Annotated in this window: 17 protein-coding genes; 15 read left to right on the forward strand and 2 right to left on the reverse strand. The window is 59.4% G+C overall.

What is annotated here, in order from left to right; all coding sequences use genetic code 11:
- Positions 1-29 precede the first annotated feature (29 nt).
- From ACN1C3_RS19430 to ACN1C3_RS19500, 15 genes are all read left to right on the forward strand, one after another.
- Positions 30-1,025, forward strand: coding sequence for an aldo/keto reductase (locus tag ACN1C3_RS19430; protein WP_419117383.1), 996 nt, complete (start codon positions 30-32; stop codon positions 1,023-1,025).
- 152 nt (positions 1,026-1,177) lie between these two features.
- Positions 1,178-1,624 (forward strand): DUF411 domain-containing protein, encoded by a 447-nt coding sequence (locus ACN1C3_RS19435; protein WP_419117384.1) that lies wholly within the window; start codon positions 1,178-1,180, stop codon positions 1,622-1,624.
- Complete coding sequence (locus ACN1C3_RS19440) at positions 1,624-2,058, forward strand: YqaA family protein (RefSeq protein WP_419117385.1); 435 nt, start codon at positions 1,624-1,626, stop codon at positions 2,056-2,058. The genes ACN1C3_RS19435 and ACN1C3_RS19440 overlap by 1 nt, the downstream gene beginning before the upstream one ends.
- 86 nt (positions 2,059-2,144) lie before the next feature.
- Positions 2,145-3,164, forward strand: a complete 1,020-nt coding sequence (locus ACN1C3_RS19445) for an alpha/beta fold hydrolase (protein ID WP_419117386.1) — start codon at positions 2,145-2,147, stop codon at positions 3,162-3,164.
- 13 nt (positions 3,165-3,177) lie between these two features.
- Entirely contained in the window at positions 3,178-4,131 is a 954-nt protein-coding gene (locus ACN1C3_RS19450) for a D-2-hydroxyacid dehydrogenase family protein (protein ID WP_419117387.1), read from the forward strand.
- Between the two features lie 498 nt (positions 4,132-4,629).
- Positions 4,630-6,198 carry a glycogen synthase GlgA gene (gene glgA, locus ACN1C3_RS19455; protein ID WP_419117388.1) on the forward strand — a complete coding sequence of 523 codons (1,569 nt, stop codon included), beginning with the start codon at positions 4,630-4,632 and terminating at the stop codon, positions 6,196-6,198.
- A gap of 13 nt (positions 6,199-6,211) precedes the next feature.
- Positions 6,212-8,020, forward strand: a complete 1,809-nt coding sequence (treZ, locus tag ACN1C3_RS19460) for a malto-oligosyltrehalose trehalohydrolase (RefSeq protein WP_419117389.1) — start codon at positions 6,212-6,214, stop codon at positions 8,018-8,020.
- Positions 8,017-10,098 (forward strand): 4-alpha-glucanotransferase, encoded by a 2,082-nt coding sequence (malQ, locus tag ACN1C3_RS19465; RefSeq protein ID WP_419117390.1) that lies wholly within the window; start codon positions 8,017-8,019, stop codon positions 10,096-10,098. The genes treZ and malQ overlap by 4 nt, the downstream gene beginning before the upstream one ends.
- Positions 10,095-12,881: a malto-oligosyltrehalose synthase gene (locus tag ACN1C3_RS19470; RefSeq protein WP_419117391.1), complete on the forward strand. Its 2,787-nt coding sequence runs from the start codon at positions 10,095-10,097 to the stop codon at positions 12,879-12,881. Before malQ ends, ACN1C3_RS19470 begins: the two co-directional genes overlap by 4 nt.
- A gap of 21 nt (positions 12,882-12,902) precedes the next feature.
- Entirely contained in the window at positions 12,903-13,199 is a 297-nt protein-coding gene (locus tag ACN1C3_RS19475) for a DUF2934 domain-containing protein (protein WP_419117392.1), read from the forward strand.
- A gap of 206 nt (positions 13,200-13,405) precedes the next feature.
- Positions 13,406-15,565, forward strand: a complete 2,160-nt coding sequence (gene glgX / locus ACN1C3_RS19480; RefSeq protein ID WP_419117393.1) for a glycogen debranching protein GlgX — start codon at positions 13,406-13,408, stop codon at positions 15,563-15,565.
- A 95-nt stretch (positions 15,566-15,660) separates the two neighbouring features.
- Entirely contained in the window at positions 15,661-15,885 is a 225-nt protein-coding gene (locus ACN1C3_RS19485; RefSeq protein WP_419117394.1) for a hypothetical protein, read from the forward strand.
- A 5-nt stretch (positions 15,886-15,890) separates the two neighbouring features.
- Positions 15,891-16,649, forward strand: coding sequence for a PIG-L deacetylase family protein (locus ACN1C3_RS19490; RefSeq protein ID WP_419117395.1), 759 nt, complete (start codon positions 15,891-15,893; stop codon positions 16,647-16,649).
- A gap of 95 nt (positions 16,650-16,744) precedes the next feature.
- Positions 16,745-17,545 (forward strand): endonuclease/exonuclease/phosphatase family protein, encoded by an 801-nt coding sequence (locus ACN1C3_RS19495; protein WP_419117396.1) that lies wholly within the window; start codon positions 16,745-16,747, stop codon positions 17,543-17,545.
- Positions 17,546-17,948: 403 nt separating this feature from the next.
- A complete protein-coding gene (locus tag ACN1C3_RS19500; RefSeq protein WP_419117397.1) occupies positions 17,949-19,007 on the forward strand; it encodes an autotransporter domain-containing protein in 1,059 nt (352 codons plus the stop codon).
- A gap of 162 nt (positions 19,008-19,169) precedes the next feature.
- Here the strand turns inward: ACN1C3_RS19500 and glgB are convergent, their stop codons facing one another.
- Together glgB and treS are read right to left on the reverse strand one after the other, a co-directional pair.
- Positions 19,170-21,401 carry a 1,4-alpha-glucan branching protein GlgB gene (gene glgB / locus ACN1C3_RS19505; protein WP_419117398.1) on the reverse strand — a complete coding sequence of 744 codons (2,232 nt, stop codon included), beginning with the start codon at positions 21,399-21,401 and terminating at the stop codon, positions 19,170-19,172.
- The gene (gene treS, locus ACN1C3_RS19510; RefSeq protein ID WP_419117399.1) at positions 21,398-24,751 is read right to left on the reverse strand and encodes a maltose alpha-D-glucosyltransferase; all 3,354 of its coding nucleotides are present in this window, start codon (positions 24,749-24,751) and stop codon (positions 21,398-21,400) included. The genes glgB and treS overlap by 4 nt, the downstream gene beginning before the upstream one ends.
- Between the last annotated feature and the right edge of the window lie 65 nt (positions 24,752-24,816).

Raw genomic sequence — 24,816 nt, forward strand, 5'->3', positions numbered from 1 at the left:
CCCGGTCATCTATAAGGAGCTTCAACCCTATGCACACTCGTCAACTCGGTACAAACGGCCCACAGGTTTCCGCCATCGGCCTTGGTTGCATGGGCATGACCGATTTCTACACCACCGGCACAGATACCCAGGAGGCAATCGCCACCTTGCATCGCGCCCTGGAACTGGGCATCAACCTATTGGATACCGCCGACATTTATGGCCCTCACAGCAATGAAGAGCTGATCGGCAAGGCGATTCGCGGTAAACGGGACCAGGTATTTCTGGCCAGCAAATTCGGTATCGTCCGCGACCCGCTGAACCCCACCACCCGCGCGGTCAACGGTCGACCAGAGTACATTCGCGCATCGATCGACGGCACCTTGAAACGCCTGGGCGTGGAAACGCTGGACCTGTATTACCAGCACCGCATCGATCCCGACGTTGCGATCGAAGAAACCGTGGGTGCCATGGCGCAACTGGTCAAAGACGGCAAGGTGCGCTATCTCGGTTTAAGCGAGGCATCGGCCAGCACCCTTGAGCGCGCACACAAGGTTCATCCGATCAGCGCGCTGCAAAGTGAATATTCACTGTGGAGTCGCGATCAGGAAGATAACGGCTGCCTGGCAACCTGCCAGCGTCTGGGCGTTGCCTTTGTGCCTTACAGCCCACTGGGGCGGGGCTTTCTGACTGGCGCACTGAAAAGCCCGGACGACTTCGCCGCTGACGACTACCGTCGCTTCAGCCCGCGCTTTCAAGGTGAGAATTTTGCAAAGAACCTGCTCCTGGTCGAGCAAGTACAAGCCTTAGCTGCCGAAAAGGGCGTGACTGCCGGGCAACTGGCGCTGGCGTGGGTACTGGCGCAAGGTGACTACCTGATTCCGATTCCCGGGACCAAGCAACGCAAATATCTGGAGGAAAACGTCGCTGCATTGGACGTTAAATTGAGCGCTGGCGAGTTACAGGCCCTGGAAGCCATCTTCCCGGTCAACGCTACCGCGGGGCTGCGCTATCCCGAGGCGGTGATGCAGATGCTCGACAGATAGCAGACGTTTGTTCATTCGCCCGTTCGGAACCTTCGAGCGGGCAACTTTCCTCTTGCATCCCGCCTTTGTATAACTTTGAAACATAAGTGACCTTTTTCATCGGAGAAAATGTTCAAAATAAGCGACGTGAAATGATCGACAAGAGATTACCGATGAAAACCACACTGCGTCTGGCAGCCCTTTCTGCCCTGTTCATCACCTCGCTGGCCCAGGCTGCTGAACTGATCCCGATTGACGTGCACCGCGACGCCAATTGCGGTTGCTGCAAAAAATGGATCGCTCACCTGCAAGCGAATGGCTTCAAGGTCAACGACCACATCGAAGCCAATATGAGCGAAGTCAAGCAGCGCCTCGGTGTCCCGCCGCGATTGGCTTCGTGCCACACCGGCGTGATCAACGGCAAATTCGTCGAAGGCCATGTGCCCGCCGAACAGGTACTGGCCTTGAGCAAACGCTCCGACCTGCTCGGCGTGGCCGCTCCGGGCATGCCCATGGGCTCGCCGGGAATGGAAATGGATGGAATGGGCGATGCTTATCAGGTCATCGGCTTGAGCAAAAACGGCACCGATGAAGTGATCGCCGACTACCCGGCCCATTAATGCTCGCAGGCTACCTCGGGTTGTTCCTCGCGGCGTTCGGCGCCGCCACGTTGCTGCCGTTGCAATCCGAGGCGGTGTTGGTCGGCCTGCTGCTCAGCAGCCAGTATCTAGTCTGGTTATTGTTGAGCATCGCCATCGTCGGGAATGTACTCGGCTCGCTGGTGAACTGGTGGTTGGGGCGCGGCGTTGAACGGTTCCGGGACAAGCGCTGGTTCCCGGTCAGCCCTCAATCACTGGAAAAGGCTCAACATCACTATCAGCGCTACGGTCACTGGTCATTGCTGCTCAGCTGGGTGCCAATCATCGGCGATCCTCTGACATTGGTCGCCGGGGTGCTGGGCGAGCCGTTCTGGCGTTTTCTGCTGATCGTGTCCCTCGCCAAGTCCGCACGCTATCTAGTATTGGCCTGGGCGACTCTGGGCTGGATGCAGTGAACATTTTGTTCCAAAGGATCGTGGCTGATTAATCTCGACTTAATCCCGCCTTTGCAGCCTCGACGGTTTCCCAACGGAGTTCGTCCATGATCCGCTCACGCTCCCTGTGGTTGCCCAGTCTGCTTCTGGCCACCTCTCTGCCCGCTTTCGCCGCTGAGGGCCCGACCTATGGGCCGCAGCTTCAAGGCTTCGAATACCCCTACCCCGTCCAGCACTTTGCCTTCCAGTCTCAGGGCAAGTCCTTGCAAATGGGCTACATGGACGTGCCGGCCAGCGGCAAGGCGAACGGTCGCAGCGTGGTGCTGATGCACGGCAAGAACTTCTGCGGTGCCACCTGGGACACCTCGATCAAAACCTTGAGCGAGGCCGGCTACCGGGTGATCGCCCCGGACCAGATCGGTTTCTGCACCTCGAGCAAGCCGGACAGCTATCAATACAGTTTTCAGCAACTGGCGATCAACACCCACGACCTGTTGAACGCACTCGGGATCCAGCAGGTCAGCCTTCTGGGCCACTCCACCGGCGGCATGCTCGCCACTCGTTACGCGCTGCTCTACCCCGATCAGGTCGAACAACTGGCATTGGTAAATCCGATCGGTCTGGAAGACTGGAAAGCCTTGGGTGTTCCTCATCGCAGCGTCGATCAGTGGTATGCGCGGGAGTTGAAAGTAACCGCCGAGGACATCCACAACTACGAACGCAGCACGTATTACGCTGGACGCTGGAAACCAGAGTTCGACCGTTGGGTAGAGATGCTCGCTGGCCTTAATAACGGCCCGGGGCATACGCAGGTAGCCTGGAACTCAGCACTGATTTACGACATGATTTTCACTCAACCGGTGTACTACGAATTCAAGAACCTGAAAATGCCGACCCTGCTGTTGATCGGCACCGACGACACGACCGCCATCAGCAAGGACATTGCCCCGCCAGCGGTCAAAGCGAAGATCGGCAACTATCACGTGCTTGGCAAAGAAGCTGCCAAACTGATCCCTCAATCGACGCTGGTGGAGTTTCCCGGCCTGGGCCATGCGCCGCAAATGGAAGAACCGGCGAAATTCCACAAGGCTTTGATCGGCTGGCTCAATACCCAACCCACCCGTTAACGAGGTAGCGTCCATGGCTGTGCAGATTGCGGTTATCGATGATTGGCAGAACGTCGCCAGCGGTGTGGTGGACTGGTCACCCCTGGAACACAACGGCGAGGTCAGCTTCCTACACGACTACCCGGCTGACCGCGCAACACTGCAAGAGCGGCTGAGCCCTTTCGAAGTGATCTGCGTCATGCGTGAGCGCACCCTTTTCGACGAAACGCTGCTGCGCGGCTTGCCCAGGCTCAAGCTGCTGGTCACCGGCGGCATGCGCAATGCGGCGATTGATCTCAAGGCTGCGGCCGAGTTGGGCATTCAGGTGTCCGGCACCGACAGCTACAAACACGCCGCACCCGAACTGACTTGGGCGCTAATCATGGCCCAGACCCGCAACCTGGTGAATGAAGCCAACGCCCTGCGTAACGGTGACTGGCAGCAAGGCCTGGGCGGTGACCTGCATGGCAAGACCCTGGGTATTCTGGGGCTTGGCAGCATTGGCAAACGCATCGCCCAGTTCGGTCAGGTGTTCGGCATGCGAGTGATCGCCTGGAGCGAGAACCTCACCGCCGAGCGCGCGGCCGAGACCGGCGTCACCTATGTCAGCAAGCGCGAACTGTTCGAACAGGCTGACGTGCTGTCGATTCACCTGGTGCTCAGTGAGCGCAGCCGTGGCCTGGTGGACGCACAGGCTTTGAGCTGGATGAAGTCGACGGCGCATTTGATCAACACCGCCCGTGGCCCGATCGTCGATGAAGCCGCATTGATCGAGGCGCTCCAGCAACAGCGCCTGGCCGGTGCCGCGCTGGATGTGTTCGAGCGCGAGCCTTTGCCGGTGGATCATCCGTTCCGTCAATTGAGTAATGTGCTGGCTACGCCCCATGTGGGCTATGTCAGCGAACAGAACTATCGGCTGTTCTTTTCGCAGATGATCGAGGACATTCTGGCTTGGGCAAATGGGCAGCCGATTCGCCTGTTGACCTGATAACGATTCCGGCAAAAGACAGCGTCTCTCCTCCCGAATTCGCGCACCACAATGGTGCGATCGCATTTGCATCCCGCACTCCCATCTGGCAATTCCCTCACCTTTTTCGTGCTTGAAGAGCAAAAAAACATGCCCTTCGAGAGTGCGCCTGTAACACTTGCATGCTAGTCAATCGCCTCATTGAGCACTTTGTCGGACAATTTTGCCAATCTGCCTTCCCCGCTCTAACTTCTGGCCTAGACTCAGTTTCCCGGGCGAAAACCGATCGGTTGACCGCATAAAAAAAGTCGAAACTTTCTACCCGGGCGAAAGGTCAGGTTAAAGGTAGGGCCGTCATGTTTGGTGCAATCCTTGCAACGGCCAACCCACTCTTTATTGCTTCAGCGTACTCGGAGCCAATTGCCCGATTGCGTAGCGCTTGTGCGCTTGGCCACAGGAGTTGGCCAACCCTATCTCTGGTGATTCGCCAGGAACAAATCAATAAAAGGGGAAAGACAGATGATCAGTGCCGCTGTAGATACCCAAGGAGAACTTTCTCATCAGCAGGTCGGCGAACGAGTGCCCATGCAGGCTCTCGCGTCCGGGAACAAAACGGTGCTACCCCCGCCCAGACAGAACCCCAATCGAAAAAAAGTCCTGTTCGTGACGTCGGAAATTGCCGATCTGGTAAAAACCGGCGGTTTGGGTGACGTCTCCGCTGCACTGCCCAGAGCCATGGCGCAACTGCATGATGTGCGTGTGCTGATCCCCGGCTACCCGCAAGTGCTCAACAGCGAAAACCCGATCCATATCATCGGCGAACTGGGCGGTCACGCGGCGCTCCCCCCCTGTAAGATCGGCCGCATGGACATGTCCGACGGTCTGGTCATTTATGTTTTGATCTGCCCCGAGTTGTACGAGCGCGAGGGTACGCCCTACGGCGCCAACAACGGTCGCGACTGGCCGGACAACCACATCCGCTTCGCCCGCTTGGGGCTGGCCGCCGCCGACCTCGCCGCCAATCTGGCGCAGATTCATTGGTGCCCGGATCTGGTGCACGCCCACGACTGGCCAGCGGGTCTGGCACCGGCCTATATGCACTGGCGCGGACAACGCACACCGACCCTGTTCACCATCCATAACCTCGCCTATCAGGGCGTGATCAGCCTGGCCTCTTGCCCGGAGCTGGGTATTCCAATGCACGCCCTGCAACAGGACGGCATGGAGTTCTACGGCAAAATGTCTTTTCTCAAGGCCGGTATGGCGTATTCAAGCCATATCACCACGGTCAGCGCGACCTACGCGCAGGAAATCACCACGCCGGTCTTCGGCTGCGGTCTCGATGGCTTCCTGGCCAGCAAGACCCAGCAAGGCCTGCTCAGCGGCATTCCCAATGGCATCGATGAAAGCTGGGAATCGGCCACCGATCCCCATCTGACCTGTCCGTTCAGCATCGGCGACTGGGAGGGTAAAGCGGTCAACGCCGCTCATGTCCGCGACTTGTTTGGCCTGGAAGATTCTGAAGGCCCATTGTTCGCCGTGGTCTCGCGCCTGGTGTATCAAAAAGGTCTGGACCTGACCGAAGGCGTGGCCGAATTCATCGTCGCCTCGGGTGGCCAGATTGCGATCATCGGTCGTGGCGAGCCGGAAGAAGAACAAGCCATGCGTGCGCTGGCCCTGCGTTTCCCCGGACGGGTCGGAGTGCGTATCGGCTTCAACGAAACGGATGCCCGGCGCATGTTCGCTGGCAGCGATTTCCTGCTGATGCCTTCGCGGTACGAGCCCTGCGGCTTGAGCCAGATGTATGCCCAGCGTTACGGTTCATTGCCAGTGGCACGTAATACCGGCGGCCTGGCCGACACCATCGAAAACGGCGTAACCGGTTTTCTGTTCGATGAATCCACGGTACCCAGCTATCAAGAAGCGCTCGAGCGGGCGTTCAAGGTATTCGCCTACCCTGACCTGCTCAACGCCATGCGCTGCCGGGCCATGACGGTGCCCTTCAACTGGTGCAAAGCGGTCGAACCCTACGCCGAACTTTATGAGCAACTGGTGGCTAAAGCGCTGGGGCAATCGGGTAAACAGTAAGAGGCCTTCATAGATGCCTTTACGGAATCTGGAAACCTGGCCCCACGGCGCAATCATGCTGGATGCAGAGCACACCCGCTTTGCCTTGTGGGCGCCAGATGCGTTTTATGTGAGTGTCGAACTGGAAAACCACCCGTCGCTGCCACTGCTACCTCAAGCCGACGGCTGGTTCGTGATTCAAACCCGCTGCCCCGCCGGCACCCGATACCGCTATAACATCGATGGTGAAATTGAGGTGCCCGACCCGGCAGCCCGGGCTCAGGCGGGCGACGTCGACTCCCACAGCGTGGTGGTCGATCCGCTCGCCTATCACTGGCAACACAGCACCTGGCAAGGCCGCCCCTGGCATGAAGCGGTGATTTATGAGCTGCATGTCGGTGTGCTGGGTGGCTACAGCGGAGTCGAAAAACACTTGCCGCGTCTCGCTGCGCTGGGCATCACCGCGATCGAACTGATGCCCCTCGCGCAATTTCCCGGAACGCGCAATTGGGGTTATGACGGGGTTTTCCCCTATGCACCGCAAGCCTCCTACGGCTCGCCCGAACAGCTCAAACAACTGATCGACAGCGCCCATGGCTTGGGTATCGCGGTGATTCTCGATGTGGTTTACAACCACTTCGGTCCGGACGGCAACTACCTGCATCGCTACGCCCAAAGCTTCTTTCGCGAAGACAAACACACCCCTTGGGGAGCCGCCATCGACTTCCGCCGCCGCGAAGTACGCGACTTCTTTATCGACAATGCGTTGATGTGGCTGCTGGAATATCGCTTCGACGGCCTGCGGCTGGACGCCGTGCACGCCATCGATGACCCGCACTTTCTGCAAGAACTGGCACAGCGCGTGCGCCAACAGATCCCCCCGGATCGACATGTCTGGCTCATTCTGGAAAACGAGTTCAATCAGGCCAGTCTTCTGGAGCAAGGCTACGACGCACAATGGAACGATGACGGCCATAACGCGTTACACGTGCTGTTGACCGGAGAAACAGATGCCTATTACGCCGACTTCGCCGACCAGCCCACCGAGAAACTCGCCCGCTGCCTGAGCCAGGGCTTTGTCTACCAGGGTCATACCACGCGCCACGGCACGCCCCGTGGCGAGCCCAGCGGGCACTTGCCGCCCAGCGCTTTTGTGCTGTTCCTGCAGAACCACGACCAGATCGGCAACCGCGCCTTGGGTGAACGGCTGCACCACTTGGCGTCGGCACAAGCGCTGCATGCGGCCACCGTACTGTTGCTGTTATCGCCGATGATCCCCTTGTTGTTCATGGGCGATGAAGGCGCCGTCAGCGAGCCCTTTCTTTTTTTCACCAGCCACCACGGTGAATTGGCCGAGGCGGTTCGTGAGGGACGGCGCAATGAGTTCGCTGCCTTCAACGCCTTCGCCGACCCGCACAAACGCGAGCAGATTCCCGATCCGAACGCACCTGAAACCTTTCATGCTTGCCAAGCGGATCTGGCTCAAGCCAATACCCTGGCACAGCGCACGACTCAGACGCTGTATCGGCAACTGTTGGAGATCCGACACCGGGAAATCATTCCCCGCCTGCCCGGCGCCCAGGCTCTGGGTGCCGAGGTTCTGGCCGAAGGCGCAGTCTGCGCTCGCTGGCGTTTGGGTGATGGCAGCCTGCTGCGAATTGACCTGAACCTCAGTGCACAACCGGTGGTCCATTCACCACAAGGCCCGGCATACCAGGATCAGGCACTACAGCTTTTCGAATACCCGCAAGAGGCGTTCAGTCTTCTGCATCAGGGCACACTTGCCCCGTACAGCGCGCTTGTCAGCCTGACAGCGCCACCCACGACTGGAGAGCGCCCATGAGCGATACGCAACTGGAAATACTCGCCAACCAAGCGGGTCTGGCGGTCGACTGGCTCGATGCCAACGGCCAACCGCAAAAAGTGACTCCCGCAGTGCTGCGTGCGGTATTGATTGGGTTGGGTCATCCCGCCTCCACCGCGAAAGAAATCGATGCCAGTCTGCTCGAGCTACAACGCGTCCAACAGAACAAACAGCTGCCACCACTGTTGACCGCAGACGTCGGCAAAGGACTGGATCTGGCGCACTACTTTGCCCCTGAAACGCCCTGTGAGATTCATCTGGAAGACGGCGCCATCCTCAACCTGAAACTGGACGCCAACGCGGTCTTGCCGGGTCTGATTCCGCCTGGCTATCAAAGCGTCAGCATCGCTGGACAACACTTCACCCTCGCCGTGGCACCCAGCCATTGCTACAGCGTAGGTGATGCGGTCGACAGTTCGACCCCTCGTGTCTGGGGTCTGAGCGTTCAGCTGTATGCCCTGCGACGTCCCGGCGATGGTGGCTTCGGTGACACCCAGGCGCTGGAAAATCTGGCCCGGGTCGCCGGTGAGCGCGGCGCCGATGCCCTGGCGATCAGCCCGTTGCACGCCATGTTCAGCAGCGACACCCAGCGTTACAGCCCCTACTCGCCCTCCAGCCGACTGTTTCTCAACAGCCTGTATGCCTCACCTGGAGAGATTCTCGGTGAACGTGCATTGCGCACAGCGATTGACGCTACCGGGCTTGCCAAGGAGCTGCATACGCTTGCGCAACAGACACTGATCGACTGGCCTGCGGCGGCAGACGCCAAACAGCGCCTGCTGCGCGCGTTGTATGAAGGCTTTTGTCATGGCGAAAACCCCTTGCATGAGGACTTCAGCAGTTTTCGTCACAGCGGTGGCGAAGCGCTGGAAAACCATTGCCGCTTCGAGGCCGTTCAAGCCGAACGTGCAGCCCGTGGCGAAAGCCTCGACTGGCGTGAATGGCCAGAACAATGGCGCGATCCGCGCAGTACGGCACTGGCCGAGTTCGCCGAACAAAACGCCGGGCACATCGGCTTCTTCGCCTTCTGCCAATGGTTGATCGCCCGGTGCCTGGAGCGCGCGCAAACAGTAGCGCGCAGCAGCGGCATGGGCATCGGCTTGATCGCCGATCTGGCGGTGGGTGCCGATGGCGGTGGCAGTCAGGCCTGGAGTCGCCAGGACGAGTTGCTCGCGGCGCTGACGGTCGGCGCACCACCGGACATCCTCAACCGCACGGGTCAAGGTTGGGGCATTTCGGCGTTTTCTCCGGAGGGGTTGGTGCGCAACGGTTTTCGCGCGTTCATCGAAATGCTCCGGGCCAACTTCGCTCACGCAGGCGGGTTGCGAATAGACCATGTGATGGGCCTGCAGCGTTTGTGGGTCATTCCTCTCGGTTCACCACCGAGTGACGGTGCCTATTTGTATTACCCGGTGGACGACCTGCTGCGGCTGCTGACGCTGGAGTCATTCCGGCATAAAGCCATTGTCCTCGGCGAAGACCTCGGCACTGTGCCGGAGGGGCTGCGGGAGAAACTGATCGCCCGTTCGATGCTCGGCATGCGCGTGCTGCTCTTCGAGCAAGACCACGGCGTGGATTTCAAGCCGATCCTCGACTGGCCGGACAACGCCTTGGCCACCACCAGCACCCATGACCTGCCGACACTCAACGGCTGGTGGCACGGTCGCGATATTGAATGGAATGTGCGCCTTGGGCTGACCGACGCAAGCGCCGAAGCCCATTGGCGAGCACATCGGCAGCGCGAACGTGACGGGTTGCGTCGGGCCTTGAGTAAAGACCCACAGAATTTTCGCGAAGAGACCCACGAAACCGATCAAGTGCTCGACGCCAGTGTGCGTTTCCTGGCTCACACCCGCGCGCCGCTGGTATTGCTGCCGCTGGAGGATGCCTTGGGTATCGATGAGCAGGCCAACCTCCCCGGCACCACCGACAGCCACCCCAACTGGCGTCGTCGCTTCGCCAGCGACAGCGAAGCGTTGCTCGATGACCCGGATGCCGCACGACGCCTGGAAATGCTCGCCTGTGCACGGCAACAAGCCTTCGAGCGTGACCATTGAGCGCCACGCACATCCGCCCGCTTCGGGCGACAGTGCGCCTGCAATTTCATAAGGATTTCACCCTGGATGACGCAGTGCCTTTGCTGCCGTACTTCGCCAGCCTGGGCATCAGCCACATTTACGCCTCGCCACTGCTCAGCGCCCGCGCCGGTTCCATGCACGGCTATGACGTGGTCGACCCGACCACGGTCAACCCGGAGCTTGGGGGGGACGCGGCCCTGCATCGACTGGTCAACGCCCTGCGTCAACAGCACATGGGCCTGATCCTCGATATCGTTTCCAACCATATGGCCGTGGGTCGCGCCGACAATCCCTGGTGGCTGGATTTGCTGGAATGGGGTCGGCTCAGCCCCTACGGTGAGTTCTTCGATATCCAGTGGCACTCCCCCGACCCTTTGCTTGAGGGCCAGTTACTGCTGCCATTTCTCGGCACCGACTATGGTGTGGCGTTGCAGGACGGGACGATCCCCCTGCGTTTCGACCCTGGACGCGGTGCCTTTTATGTCGCGCACTACGAGCACCACTTCCCGATCTGCCCCACCGATTACGGTGAACTGCTCAACCCGGGCGATCAGCTAGATCCCGAACACGCACAACGACTCAAGTCCCTGGCTGATCGTTTCACCACCCTTCACTACCTGTCTGACGCCCATTCCCTGGCATTACCGCTGCGACAGGAATTGGTCGAGCTTGCCCGGCAACCGGTCATCCAGCAAGCCATTGAACACTCCCTGAGCCTCTACGACTCCCGCCAACCTGAAGGTCTCGCACGCCTGCACAGTCTGCTGGAGCAGCAAAGTTATCGCCTGGCCAGCTGGCGTACGGCGGCCGACGATATCAATTGGCGGCGCTTTTTCGACATCAATGAACTGGGCGGTCTGCGGGTCGAACGACCGGTGGTGTTCGAAGCCACCCATGCCAAAATTTTCCAGTTGATCAGCGATGGCCTGGTGGACGGTTTGCGTATTGACCATATCGACGGGCTCGCCGACCCGCGAGGTTACTGCCGCAAACTGCGACGCCGGGTCGATGCCTTGTCGCCTTCGCGGCACTTCCCGATCTTCGTCGAGAAAATTCTTGGCCGAGGCGAAACACTGCACCGCGACTGGGAGGTGGACGGCAGTACCGGTTACGAGTTCATGGACCAATTGTCACTGTTGCAACACGATCCGCAAGGCGCCGACAGCCTCGCCGCGCTATGGAGCAGCCACAGCGAACGCCCCGCCCAGTTCAGTCACGAGGCGCTGCTGGCCCGTCAGCAAATCCTCAACGGTTCCCTTGCCGGGGATTTCGAAAGCGTTGCCCAGGCACTGTTGCAGATTGCCCGCGATGACCTCATGAGCCGCGACCTGACCCTGGGTGCGATACGCCGGGCATTGCAGGAACTGATCGTGCACTTTCCGGTGTACCGCACTTACATCAATGCCTGTGGCCGACCCATAGAGGACGAGGTGTTTTTTCAGCAAGCCATGAGCGGCGCCCGTAGCACTCTGAGCGAAGCCGACTGGCCAGTGCTCGACTACCTCGAACGCTGGCTCGGCGGCGAGCCATGGCGCAATCGGCCGGTGGGCAGGCAGCGCAAGATCCTCAAGCATGCGTGTGTGCGCTTTCAACAGCTGACGTCTCCGGCGGCAGCCAAAGCGGTGGAAGACACTGCGTTCTATCGCTCGGCCGTGCTGCTGTCGCGCAATGACGTCGGCTTCAGTACCGAGCAGTTCAGCGCCCCCGTCGCTGACTTTCACCAGGCGTGCAGCCAGCGCCTGGCGACCTTTGCGGACAACCTGCTGGCCACGGCCACCCATGACCACAAACGCGGTGAAGACACTCGCGCCAGACTGGCAGTGCTCAGCGAACGCGCCGTCTGGTATGTCGAGCAGGTCGGACGCTGGCAAGCACTGGCCGCACCGCTGCGAAACGAGCCAATGGCACCCTCAGCAGGTGATGAACTGATCCTCTATCAGGCCCTGCTTGGCAGTTGGCCACTGGCGCTGCGTAGCGACGACAGTCAGGCGCTCAAGGCCTACGCTCAACGTCTCTGGCAATGGCAGCAAAAGGCCCTGCGCGAAGCCAAACTCCAGAGCAGTTGGAGCGCGCCTAACGAGGCGTATGAACAGGCCACTCACGCGTTCCTCGAACGCCTGCTGTTATCTCCCGAGGGGCTTGAGTTGCGCTCGGCCATCGGCAGCGCCGCACAAGCAATCGCCCCTGCCGGCGCCTTGAACGGGTTGGCGCAAACCTTGCTGCGGCTCACGGTGCCAGGTGTCCCTGATCTCTATCAGGGCAATGAGTTCTGGGACTTCAGCCTGGTGGATCCGGACAACCGACGGCCCGTGGATTTCAACGCTCGGCAACTGGCATTGAAGGCGCCTTGCGAGGTGACGGAGTTGCTGCTGAACTGGCATGACGGGCGCATCAAACAAACACTGATCGCCCGGGCGTTAACCCGCCGCGCCGAGCACCCGGAGTTATTTCGCCGGGGCCGCTACCAAGCCCTGGAAGTGCTCGGAAGCCAGGCCGAACACATACTGGCCTTCATGCGCGAAATCGATGGCCAGCGGGCTGTGGTGATTGTTCCCAGGCTTGTCGCCAACCTGCTGAAAACTGGCGCACAACCGCTGGTGTACGCGCCGGATTGGGGCGACACCCGAGTAAAACTACCGTTCACTGCCTCCGGGCAACACTTGAAGGGACTTTTTTCAGCGTGCGAAGTCACACACCAAACAGAGTTAATGATCAGCGCCGCGCTGGAGGACTTCCCGGTCAATCTCTTTATCCAAACTTGAGTTCAGCTCAGGAGCATTGCGATGAGTACCGATGAAAAACGCGTCCGTGAATTTGCCTATCAAATCTGGGAGTCCGAAGGTAAACCCGAAGGCCAGGAAACCCGCCATTGGGAGATGGCGCGCAAACTGGCAGAGGCCGAAGCCCTGACACCGACCAAGTCGTCCAAAACCAGTACGGCCAAAGCCGCGCCAAAAGCCACAGCAAAATCTACACCCAAAACCAAACCGGCCGCTGCTGCACCAGTAGTGGTGCCGCCAGGTGAAAAAAAAGCTGCCGTGAAAAAACCGCGAGCGCCGCGTAAGCCACCGGCCAGTTGACCAGTCCTGTCCGTGCATTTTTGTGTGGCGAAGGGGCTTGCTTGCCCTAATGCCAGTCAGTTAAGCGAACGCTGCCCCCTGTGGGAGCGAGCTTGCTCGCGATGGGCCCAAGGGCGACGCGTTTATTCAGAACACACGCGTAATCGTTAACGTCCATCGCGAGCAAGCTCGCTCCTACAACGGAGAATTCATTTGCAGGAGCACCTATGACCAAGCCAAAAAAAGCCACGCCCGAGCCTCATGCCGAGCCTTCACGCATCCGTGAAGGTTTGCCCTTTCCGCTGGGCGCTACCTGGGATGGCCTGGGGGTCAATTTTGCTCTGTTCTCGGCTCACGCGACCAAGGTCGAACTGTGCCTGTTCGACGACGCCGGCGAAGTAGAACTCGAACGCATCGAGCTGCCGGAATACACCGACGAAATCTTCCACGGCTATCTGCCCGACGCTCATCCCGGTTTGATTTACGGCTATCGGGTCTACGGCGCCTATGACCCGGAAAACGGTCACCGTTTCAACCACAACAAACTGCTGATCGACCCCTATGCCAAGCAACTGGTGGGTAAGTTGAAATGGTCCGAGGCGCTGTTCGGCTACACCATCGGCCATCCTGACGCCGACCTGAGTTTCGACGAACGTGACAGCGCGCCGTTCGTGCCCAAGTGCAAAGTCATCGACCCGGCGCACACCTGGGGTCACGATCACCGCGTCAGTGTGCCGTGGGACCGAACGATCATTTATGAGACTCACGTGCGCGGCATAACCATGAGTCACCCCTCCGTCCCCGAGAATGTGCGCGGCACCTTCGCCGGGTTGATGGTCGATGACGTGATGGAACATATCCGCAAACTCGGCGTTTCGTCAGTCGAGTTGCTGCCGATTCACGCCTTCGTCAATGATCAGCATCTGCTGCACAAAGGCATGACCAACTACTGGGGCTACAACAGCATCGCCTTCTTCGCCCCCGACCCGCGTTACCTGGCCAGCGGCAAGATCGCCGAGTTCAAGGAGATGGTCGCACACTTGCACGAAGCCAATCTGGAAGTGATTCTCGACGTGGTCTACAACCACACCGCCGAAGGCAACGAGCAAGGCCCGACGCTGTCCATGCGCGGCATCGACAACGCCTCATACTACCGTTTGATGCCGGATGACAAACGCTTCTACATCAATGATTCCGGGACCGGCAACACCCTGGATTTGAGTCATCCCTGTGTGCTGCAGATGGTCACCGACTCATTGCGCTACTGGGCCACGGAAATGCATGTGGACGGTTTCCGTTTCGACCTGGCGACCATTCTCGGGCGCTATCACGACGGCTTCGACGAACGCCACAGCTTCCTCGTGGCTTGCCGCCAGGACCCGGTTCTGCGTCAGGTTAAAATGATCGCCGAACCCTGGGACATCGGTCCCGGCGGTTATCAGGTCGGTGGTTTCCCGCCGGGCTGGGTCGAATGGAACGACAAGTTTCGCGACACTGTGCGCGCCTTCTGGAAAGGCGACGATGGTCAGCTCGCCGATTTCGCCGGACGCATGACAGCCTCCGGCGAGATGTTCAATCAGCGCGGTCGCCGGCCCTATTCGTCGCTCAACTTCATCACCGCCCACGACGGTTTCACCTTGCATGACCTGGTGTCGTACAACGACAAACACAACGAGGCCAACGACGAGAACAATCAGGACGGCAGCAACCACAACCTGTCCTGGAATCACGGTGTCGAGGGTCCGACTGACGATCCCGAAATCAACGCCCTGCGCGCGCGCCAGATGCGCAACTTCTTTGCCACATTACTGCTGGCCCAAGGCACGCCGATGCTGGTGGCCGGGGACGAGTTCGCCCGCACCCAGCACGGCAACAACAATGCCTACTGCCAGGACAGCGAGATCGGCTGGGTCAACTGGGATCTGGACGAGGACGGCAAATCGCTGCTCAAATTCGTCAAACGCCTGATCAAGCTGCGGCTGGCCTACCCGATCCTGCGCCGCGGACGCTTTCTGGTGGGCAATTACAACGAGGACATTGGCGTCAAAGATGTCACTTGGCTGGCGCCGGACGGCACTGAGATGACCACCGAACAATGGGAAGACAGCCACGGCCGTTGCCTGGGTATGTTGCTCGATGGCCGCGCCCAAGAGACCGGTATCCGCCGCCCCGGTGCGGTTGCGACGCTGTTGCTGGTGGTCAACGCCCATCACGACGTGGTCAATTTCCGGCTCCCTGAAGTGCCTGACGGTGGTTTCTGGACCTGCATGATAGACACCAACCAACCCTCGGTTCGTGGCCAGGAGCGCTTCGATTTCAACTACGAGTATTCGGTGACCGGCCGCTCGCTACTGCTGTTCGAGCTGCAACACGAAGAAGAGGAGTGAAATCTGTGGGAGATTCTATGTTTGGGGGTTCCCCCCAAACATAGAATCTCCCACAAGTTCTGCGCCTTGACTTACCGGCATCAGGACAAATTAGTTTGGGTGATTTTCTGAAGGCGCAAAACCTGCCCGTACAAAAAAACTACGACCGATTCTTCATACAAGGGCGACGCAAGCCTGAGTATGAGCAATACTCAGCTCGCGGCAATCCAGGGTTCGGAAAGCCAGCAAACCTCTCGATCAACACGTCAAGCACCGGCGTGCAGAGGATTGACCTCAAGCCATTGTTCAACACTGGCGGCCATACCAAAACAAGGATGTGACACTGATGAAACCTGTCTCCCTCCCCGAAAGCAGCCACCCTGCACAGATCTGGAACAGTGCGCTGCAGCTGGAAAATATCCCGGTCATCAACACCAGCACACTGGTCCCACCAGGTGCTCGTGCGGTTGTGATCGCGCCTCATCCCGGCGACGAGGTCGTGACCTGCGGCGGTCTACTGCAGTTATTGACCAATCTTGGCCATCCCTTGCAATTGATCTCGATTACCGACGGCAGTGCCAGCCATCCGGGTTCTAACCTGTGGTCGGCCAAGCGCCTGAGTGTATTTCGCCCACAGGAAAGCGTCGAAGCCCTCCGGCGTCTGGGGCTGCCGCTGCACAGTCTGAAGTGGATCCGCGGCGGCTTCACCGACAATGCCCTCGCCGAACGCGAAGACCAACTGACCCAGTTCATTGCGCGCTATTTGCGCCCCGGCGATGTGGTCTTCAGCACCTGGCGTGAGGACGGCGATGTCGACCATGACACCGTTGGCCGAGCCAGCGCCAAGGCCGCGGCGATGGTCGACGCGCAACTTCATGAAATACCGGTCTGGGCTTGGCACTGGCCGGCCCGCGAGCAAGGGCAGATTCCCTGGCAACGGGCGCGCAAGATTCGCCTGGATACCTGGACCGTGGCCCGTAAAAGCCATGCGACCCATGCCTATGCCAGCCAACTCGACGGCGAACCCGCTATCGGTATCGCGCCGATGCTGCCGCGAGTGATTCTGGAGCGCATGCGACTGCCGTACGAGATTGTGTTTGTGTAATCGACACCCGCACGGATCTATGCGTCTGAAAACTCTGAACTGCCGGGCAAAGCATCAGTCGCATAAGTAATCAGCCCTGATTCAGAGGAATGACCGTGACCAGCGATTCAGACAGGCGCCCCGTCAGCTCAGAACCGATGAACAGTGCACCGGCGGTTCATCGCCTGAGGGTGATGACAGTCAATACTCATAAGGGCTTCACAGCCTTCAACCGGCGTTTCATCCTGCCGGAATTGCGCGAAGCAGTGCGCAGCACCTCGGCCGACCTGGTGTTTTTGCAAGAAGTGCTGGGCGAGCACGACCGCCACGCCTCGCGCTACTACAACTGGCCGCAGCAGTCACAGTACGAATTTCTCGCTGACAGCATGTGGAGCGACTTCGCCTATGGACGCAACGCAGTCTATCCAGACGGGCATCACGGCAACGCCCTGTTGTCCAAATACCCGATCCGGCAACACCGCAATCTCGACGTCTCCATCACCGGCCCTGAACGTCGCGGGTTGCTGCATTGTGTGCTGGAAGTACCGGGGCATGCCGAGGTGCACGCGATCTGCGTGCATTTGAGTTTGCTGGAAAGCCATCGTCAGCTGCAGCTGGCCCTGCTTTGCCAACTGCTCGAATCGCTGCCCGACGACGCGCCGGTCATCATCGCTGGCGATTTCAATGATTGGCAGTTACACGGCAACGCCTCCCTCGCCCAACGCACCTACCTGCATGAAGTCTTCGAGCGCCATCACGGGCGCCTGGCAAAAACCTATCCGGCGCGCTTCCCGTTGCTGCGCCTGGACCGTATCTACCTGCGTAACGCGAGCAGCCACCAGCCAAAAATCCTCAGTCACAGGCCGTGGACGCACCTCTCCGATCACTTGCCATTGGCGGTGGAAGTGCATCTCTAACAGCCCAAAACCGAGTATCCGATTCGAGGCGGCATCGTCGGCAACCTGGGTATCAGGGTGCGTGAGCAGCCCGTACTCCAAACCTCGTAGCCTCCTAACGAACGCGTCTAGCCCGGTACTTTTCGACGATATTGCGTACAAACAAGAACTTAGAGAATGCTTTAAATTCAAATATTTGACGCCTATAAATAACCCTACCACCCATCGTTCAATTTCTTGACGCGACGTCAGGAGTCTTCTTAGCTTCACGTACTACCCCCGGAAATACCATCAGGGACAAGGCTCAAAACACCTGCGCAAGCGGGCCGCCGAGCCTTGCCTCATTGAACTCGGTCGCCCCTCATTCGGGGTAGGAGAGACGCCATAGCGAGATAAGGCATGCGCGATTGCAAGGTAGACCTCCATGAAAACTTCCTTCACCTCACAAGAGATCAAAATTACCCTTTGCACCGTTTCGACTTCACTCCTGCTGTGTTCTTCCATGGAGGTTCAGGCGACCTCCCCCGAAGATGAGTCGATACCCTGGTATCGTCAGGATGTTCCAGTGTTTACCTTGCCGACGCCTGATGTGACATCCGGCCGTTTCGTTTCAAATCCCTCCCGCGATGCTTACCCGTTGACCATCAAAGAAGCAGCGCCCGCAGCCTGGGACCGCGTGTATGGTCAAGCCTCAAGACAGGCTGAAACCGACTACCTTGCCTCGCAGTTTTCCGGCAACGCTGATAGCCTTCTCAAGGCGCCAGCCCTCTACACCCTGCAAAATGACAGCGGCCCTACCCAGCGTGTCGGCCTGGTGGGTGGGCAGAGCCAAATCCAGGCCAACAGCGAAGGCATTCTGCCCAACCGCGTCATGGCCGACCCGAGTACTGACACCCTTAACCTGCAAGGCTCAAGCCTTGGTGCCTACTGGAGCCTGACAGGTTCGCACGGCTGGCATGTGGATTTGACCGCGAGCGGTGGCCGGGTCAACGGCTATAGCCGCACCGATCAGGGCGCACGACAAGCAGCCGAAGGTAGCGCGGTGACGCTGTCGGTTGAAGGCGGATTTCCCATCGGCATCAGCGACAACTGGGTCGTCGAACCCCAGGCGCAGTTGATTAATCAACGGATTACCCTGGACACCCCGAACGCCGGGAGCGGCAACGCGTCGTCCAGCGATTTGACCTCATGGAGTGGCCGGGTCGGTGCACGCTTGAAAGGTAACTACGAGATTAGCGGGCTGCCGGTCGAACCCTACGTGCGGACTAACTTCTGGCACACGGTAAACACCAGTGACACCCTGAGCCTCGGCCAGATTGATAAGATCAGCAGTAGCCGTAACTCCTCCACTGTTGAACTGGGCCTGGGCCTGGTGGCCAGGGTCTCGCCCACAGTGAGCCTGTACGTGAGCGCCGATTACAGCGACGCCGCCGATAGCAACGCCGGTTTGATCGGCATCCTGGGTGTGCGGATGCGTTGGTGAGGGTTTGCAAAACCTGTGGCGAGGGAGCTTGCTCCCGCTGGATCGCGAAGCGGTCCCAAAACCAGACGCTGCGGTTCATCAGTTGGACCGCATTCGCCGAATTTACGACTGCTTCGCAGCCGAGCGGGAGCAAGCTCCCTCGCCACAAATGCGCTGCCGCCGCTAACCCTCGGGCCGCAAGATCAATACGGCCAATGGCGGCAGGTTCAACACCAGCGACAGAGCCTGGCCATGGCTGGGCTCGTCCTCGGTGAAGACGCCACCGCCGTTGCCGTAGTTGGAACCGGCATAGGTGTCGGCATCACTGTTGATCACCTCGGCCCAGCGCCCGGCAAAGGGTACGCCGATCCGATAGGCCTCGCGTGGCACCGGCGTGAAGTTCGCCACCACCAGCACCGGCCGCCCTTCTCTGCTCCAGCGCAGCCAGGCATAGACGCTGTTAATCGCATCATCACCGATCAACCATTGGAACCCCTGCGGTGCATCGTCCTGGTCGTGCAGCGCCGGTTCTTCGCGGTACAGCCGGTTGAGATCGCCCACCAGTTTCTGCACACCCCGGTGCTCCGGGTACTGCAACAGATACCAATCAAGCTGCTGATCGTGATTCCACTCCCGCCATTGCCCGAACTCGCAGCCCATGAACAGCAGCTTCTTGCCCGGATGCGCCCACATGAAACTCAGGTAGGCCCGCAGATTGGCAAATTTCTGCCAGCGGTCACCGGGCATTTTGTCGATCAGCGAATGTTTGCCGTGGACCACTTCATCGTGGGAAATCGGCAGGATGAAACGCTCGGACCAGGCGTAAACCAGACCGAAGCTCAACTCGTTGTGATGGTGAGCGCGGTACACCGGATCCTGCTGAATGTAATGCAGCGAGTCGTGCATCCAGCCCATGTTCCATTTGTAATTGAACCCCAGACCACCCTGTTGGGTGCCCTGACTCACGCCAGGCCAGGCCGTCGACTCTTCGGCGATCATCAGCGCACCCGGCGCTTCCAGAGCGATCACGTCGTTCAGGTGGCGGACAAAATCGATGGCTTCCAGGTTCTCGCGACCGCCATGACGATTGGGCACCCACTCGCCGGCGTTACGTGAATAGTCGCGGTAGAGCATCGAGGCCACCGCATCCACGCGCAGACCATCGACATGGTAATGCTTGAGCCAGTGCAGCGCCGAAGCCAGCATGAAACCGTGAACCTCGGTGCGCCCCAGGTTGTAGATCAGCGTGTCCCAGTCCTGATGAAAACCTTCCATCGGGTTGCCATACTCGTACAGCGCGGTGCCGTCGAATTGCGCCAAACCATGGGTATCGGTGGGGAAATGCGCCGGCACCCAATCCAGAATCACGCCAATATTCGCCTGATGGCAGGCGTTGACAAAGGCAGCGAAATCATCCGGTGAGCCGTAACGGGCACTCGGGGCAAACTGCGACAGAGGCTGGTAGCCCCAGGAACCACCAAACGGATGCTCCATGATCGGCATCAGTTCGATATGGGTGAAACCCAGGTCCTGCACATAGGGAATCAAGCGTTCGGCCAGTTCGTGCCAGTTGTACTGACGTGCGACTTCTCCCAGGTCATCGACTTCACACTGCCAGGAGCCGGCATGCAGCTCATAGATCGACAGCGGCGCATCCGGCCGTTGACGCTCGCCACGGGCCTGCATCCATTCCTGGTCCTGCCAGTCGATCTTCAGCGGCGATGCGACTTTCGATGCGGTATCCGGCGGCAACTGAGTCGCCAGTGCCATCGGATCAGCCTTGAGTGGCAGAATTCCGTCAGCCCCAAGAATCTCGTACTTGTAGGCCTCCCCCGCTTGCAGCCGTGGGATAAACAACTCCCACACACCAGAGGCGTGGCGCAGGCGCATAGGATGCCGACGGCCGTCCCAGACGTTGAAATCGCCCACCACCGACACCCGCCGGGCATTCGGTGCCCACACCGCAAAGCGCACGCCGTCGACGCCGTCCACGGTCTTCAACTGCGCGCCGAGGCAGGCACTCAAATCGCGGTGATTGCCTTCGGAGAACAGGTAGAGATCCATATCGCCCAGCAGCGGACCAAAACTGTAGGGGTCTTCGCTGGTCTGCTCGCCACCCGCCCAATTGATCCGCAACTGGTAGGCCTGAGCCCGGTCAAAGTGCCCGAGAAACAAGCCCGGTACCTCGGCCGCGCTCAAACTGCCGAGCACTTCCCCGCTGTCCCTGGCCAACACCTGAACACTCAGGGCATCCGGCAAAAATGCGCGGATAAATTGCCCGCCTGCACCATCGGCATGGGGCCCCAGAATCGCAAACGGGTCGCGATGCTCGGCACGCACCAAGGCGTCGATATCCTTTGCGCTGGGCAACAATCTCTCTCTGGAATGCCCCTGTTCCCTGTTTGAGAAACTCATGACTGCTCTCCACTGGTCTCTGTGTCGGAAAAGGGTTTAAGCCCACTCAATAACCCGTACAAGCCGTGCAATGGCACCGGCAGCCAAGTGGGTCGATTTTCCGCTTCATACACCACTTCATAGGCTGCTTTCTCCAGGCAGAATAACGCCAGCGCGGCGTCTTCACCTTGAGCGTTTTGCCATGCATGAGCAAGACTAGCTGTTGCCAGCCGATACGCCTGGATAAAGGCTTGTTTTGCTTCACTTAAATAACGGTCCGTCACACGCTTGCGCGCGGCATGGGCCTGCGCCGAGCTGTCGACACTCTGCACATTCAGCGCCATCGCCGCCGCATAGTCGAACGAGCGCAACACACCACCGACGTCCTTGTACGGACTGTGCTTGCCACGACGTTCATGCAAGGCGCGCGCCGGTTCACCTTCGAAGTCGATCAGGTAGGCATCGCTTTTGATCACCAGTACCTGCCCCAGGTGCAGATCACCGTGTACCCGCATCCGCAAGCCGCCGACGGTTTGTTTCGCCAGGCTCTGGATGTGGCTCAGCAGGGCTTTCTGGTGTTGCAGTAAACGGCTGACCAATGCCTGATCCTCAGGCCCAAGCTCGGTCTGATGTTGCTCGAGCATCTGCAAGGCGCGCTCCAGCTGCGCGCCGATGTGTCTGGCCGACTCTTGCGCATCCTTGAGGGTACTCGGCTTCGGACTGAAGTCCGGGTTATCGCTGGGTGCTGCCAGTATCTGATGCATCTCGCCGAGGCGCTGACCCAGCATACCGGCGAAATCTTTCAGTTCGCCCAAGGCGTTGTAATGCTGTTCCTGCTCGGACATGGCTTGCGCCGACTCATCACGAATCGCCCGTTCCAGGTTGTTCTGCGTCCATTCCCAGGCGTCGCCCTGATTGCTCAGATAACCTTGGGCGATCATCAGCAGGCTGTCCTGGCCCTGCTCGTCACGGCGAATCACCGAGCCGAGCAGCGGCGAGATATGGGGGAAGCCGGCCGAGGTCAGATAAGCGCCCATCTCCAGTTCCGGATGAACGCCAGCGCTGACTTTGCGGATCAGTTTGAGCACCAGACTACCGCCGACGACCACTGAGCTGTTGGACTGCTCGGCCGACAGATAACGCACTTCAGAGTCCTGGTTCAGACCGAGCTTCATCAGTTCGGCGGTGGGCTCGAAATGGATCTCGCCCTCGGTTGTCGACACGACGCTTTGCGTCTGGATGGCCTGCAAAACCGCACGCACAAAGGTATCAAGGCTAAAGGCATCAGTGATCAAGCCGACCTGCCGTCCGCGACGGACCCGCGCCAGTGCGAGCTGCTGCGGCAAGGCTGCGCTGAACTGATCCTCGGCCAACAAACCGAATGGCAACTGATAGCGACTGGTTTGGCCATCACTGGTGACCTCGATCTCGCTGAGCAGTACCGGATGCAGTGGGTCGCCAAAACGCTCGCCGTAGGCGATACGCACCTGTTCGATTGCCGAGTCCTTGCTGGCGAACCAGCGCCGTTTGGGCAGCCAGGCCGGCAGCGAAGTTTGCTCCAGGGTGGTGCGCGACGGTGCTTCGAGCAATTCTTCGAGGCGTTTTTTCAGGACCAGGGTGGTGAAGTCCGGCATGCTTTTCGCCGGCTCCACATGCCAGCTCGGCATTTGATTTTCCGCCGCCAGCACAAACCAATAGAAACCGTACGGCGCCAGGGTCAGCAAAAAGGTTAGCTGACCTATAGGTGGAAAAGCGTTCCCACCGAGCATCTCCACCGGCACCATCCCGACGAACGCCGACAGGTCCAGCTCTGCAGCCTGAGCACTGCGGGACACATTGGCCACGCAGAGGATGATTTCGTGTTTGCCGTCGGGCCCGGTGTATTCGCGGGTGTACGCCAGGATTCGGCGGTTGCTCGGTGAGAGCATTTTCAGCGTGCCGCGACCGAACGCTTTCGACTGTTTACGCACCGCCAGCATCCGCCGGTTCCAGTTCAACAGCGAATGCGGGTCGCTGGCCTGAGTCTCGACGTTCACCGATAAATAGCCGTAGAGCGGGTCCATGATCGGTGGCAGCACCAGGCTGGCCGGGTCGGCGCGGGAGAAGCCACCGTTGCGGTCAATCGACCATTGCATCGGCGTGCGCACACCGTCGCGATCGCCCAGGTAGATATTGTCGCCCATGCCGATCTCATCGCCGTAATACAGGGTCGGCGTACCCGGCATCGACAGTAACAAGCTGTTGAGCAGTTCGACCCGTCTGCGATCGCGCTCCATCAAGGGCGCCAGGCGCCGACGAATCCCCAGATTGATCCGCGCCCGACGGTCGGCCGCGTAGTAATTCCACAGATAATCGCGTTCTTTGTCGGTGACCATTTCCAGGGTCAGCTCATCATGGTTGCGCAGGAAAATAGCCCATTGGCAGTTGGCGGGAATCTCCGGGGTCTGACGCAGAATATCGGTGATCGGAAAGCGATCTTCCTGGGCCAGCGCCATGTACATGCGCGGCATCAACGGGAAGTGAAAGGCCATGTGGCACTCGTCGCCGTTCAAGCCTTTGCTGTCGGTATCACCGAAATACAGCTGAGTGTCTTCCGGCCACTGGTTGGCTTCAGCCAGCAACATGCGGTCGGGGTAATTGGCGTCGATCTCGGCACGAATCTGTTTGAGCACCTGATGGGTCTCGGGCAGGTTCTCGTTGTTGGTGCCGTCGCGTTCGATCAGGTAGGGAATCGCATCCAGCCGCAGGCCGTCGATGCCCATGTCCAGCCAGTAACGCATCACCGAGAGCACGGCTTTCAAGACTTGCGGATTATCGAAATTCAGGTCCGGCTGGTGGGAATAGAAGCGATGCCAGAAGTACTGGCCGGCCACCGGGTCCCAGGTCCAGTTGGATTTTTCGGTGTCGAGAAAGATGATTCGCGTGCCATCGTATTTCTGATCGTCATCGGACCACACATAGAAGTCCCGTGCCTTTGATCCCGGCTTGGCTTTTCGTGCCCGTTGAAACCATGGATGCTGGTCGGAGGTGTGGTTGATGACCAACTCGGTGATGACCCGCAGCCCGCGGTCGTGGGCCTCGGCGATAAAGCGCCTGGCGTCGGCCATGGTCCCGTAGTCGGCGTGAACACCCCGGTATTCAGCAATGTCGTAACCATCATCGCGACGCGGCGACGGGTAGAACGGCAGCAGCCAGATGGTATTCACACCCAGATCGGCAATGTAATCAAGCTTGGAGATAAGACCGGGAAAGTCGCCGATCCCGTCGTTATTGGAGTCGAAAAATGACTTTACGTGTACCTGATAGATCACCGCATCCTTGTACCAGAGCGGGTCCTTGATAAAGGCGGCTGACCTGGGTTTCTTCGCCATTGAAAACTCCTGGACTGATGGGATCGTTCCCACGCTCTGCGTGGGAACGATCAAAAAAACTGCTT

Source organism: Pseudomonas sp. H11T01 (assembly GCF_048515765.1).
GTDB lineage: Bacteria > Pseudomonadota > Gammaproteobacteria > Pseudomonadales > Pseudomonadaceae > Aquipseudomonas.

Bases quoted from the DNA above. Each gene is read 5' to 3' on its own strand.
- ACN1C3_RS19440 (WP_419117385.1), top strand. From the start codon at position 1,624: ATGCTCGCAGGCTACCTCGGGTTGTTCCTCGCGGCGTTCGGCGCCGCC.
- treZ (WP_419117389.1), top strand. From the start codon at position 6,212: ATGCCTTTACGGAATCTGGAAACCTGGCCCCACGGCGCAATCATGCTG.
- glgX (WP_419117393.1), top strand. From the start codon at position 13,406: ATGACCAAGCCAAAAAAAGCCACGCCCGAGCCTCATGCCGAGCCTTCA.
- ACN1C3_RS19445 (WP_419117386.1), top strand. From the start codon at position 2,145: ATGATCCGCTCACGCTCCCTGTGGTTGCCCAGTCTGCTTCTGGCCACC.
- treS (WP_419117399.1), bottom strand. From the start codon at position 24,751: ATGGCGAAGAAACCCAGGTCAGCCGCCTTTATCAAGGACCCGCTCTGG.
- ACN1C3_RS19430 (WP_419117383.1), top strand. From the start codon at position 30: ATGCACACTCGTCAACTCGGTACAAACGGCCCACAGGTTTCCGCCATC.
- malQ (WP_419117390.1), top strand. From the start codon at position 8,017: ATGAGCGATACGCAACTGGAAATACTCGCCAACCAAGCGGGTCTGGCG.
- ACN1C3_RS19475 (WP_419117392.1), top strand. From the start codon at position 12,903: ATGAGTACCGATGAAAAACGCGTCCGTGAATTTGCCTATCAAATCTGG.
- ACN1C3_RS19500 (WP_419117397.1), top strand. From the start codon at position 17,949: ATGAAAACTTCCTTCACCTCACAAGAGATCAAAATTACCCTTTGCACC.
- ACN1C3_RS19450 (WP_419117387.1), top strand. From the start codon at position 3,178: ATGGCTGTGCAGATTGCGGTTATCGATGATTGGCAGAACGTCGCCAGC.
- ACN1C3_RS19435 (WP_419117384.1), top strand. From the start codon at position 1,178: ATGAAAACCACACTGCGTCTGGCAGCCCTTTCTGCCCTGTTCATCACC.
- ACN1C3_RS19490 (WP_419117395.1), top strand. From the start codon at position 15,891: ATGAAACCTGTCTCCCTCCCCGAAAGCAGCCACCCTGCACAGATCTGG.
- glgA (WP_419117388.1), top strand. From the start codon at position 4,630: ATGATCAGTGCCGCTGTAGATACCCAAGGAGAACTTTCTCATCAGCAG.
- glgB (WP_419117398.1), bottom strand. From the start codon at position 21,401: ATGAGTTTCTCAAACAGGGAACAGGGGCATTCCAGAGAGAGATTGTTG.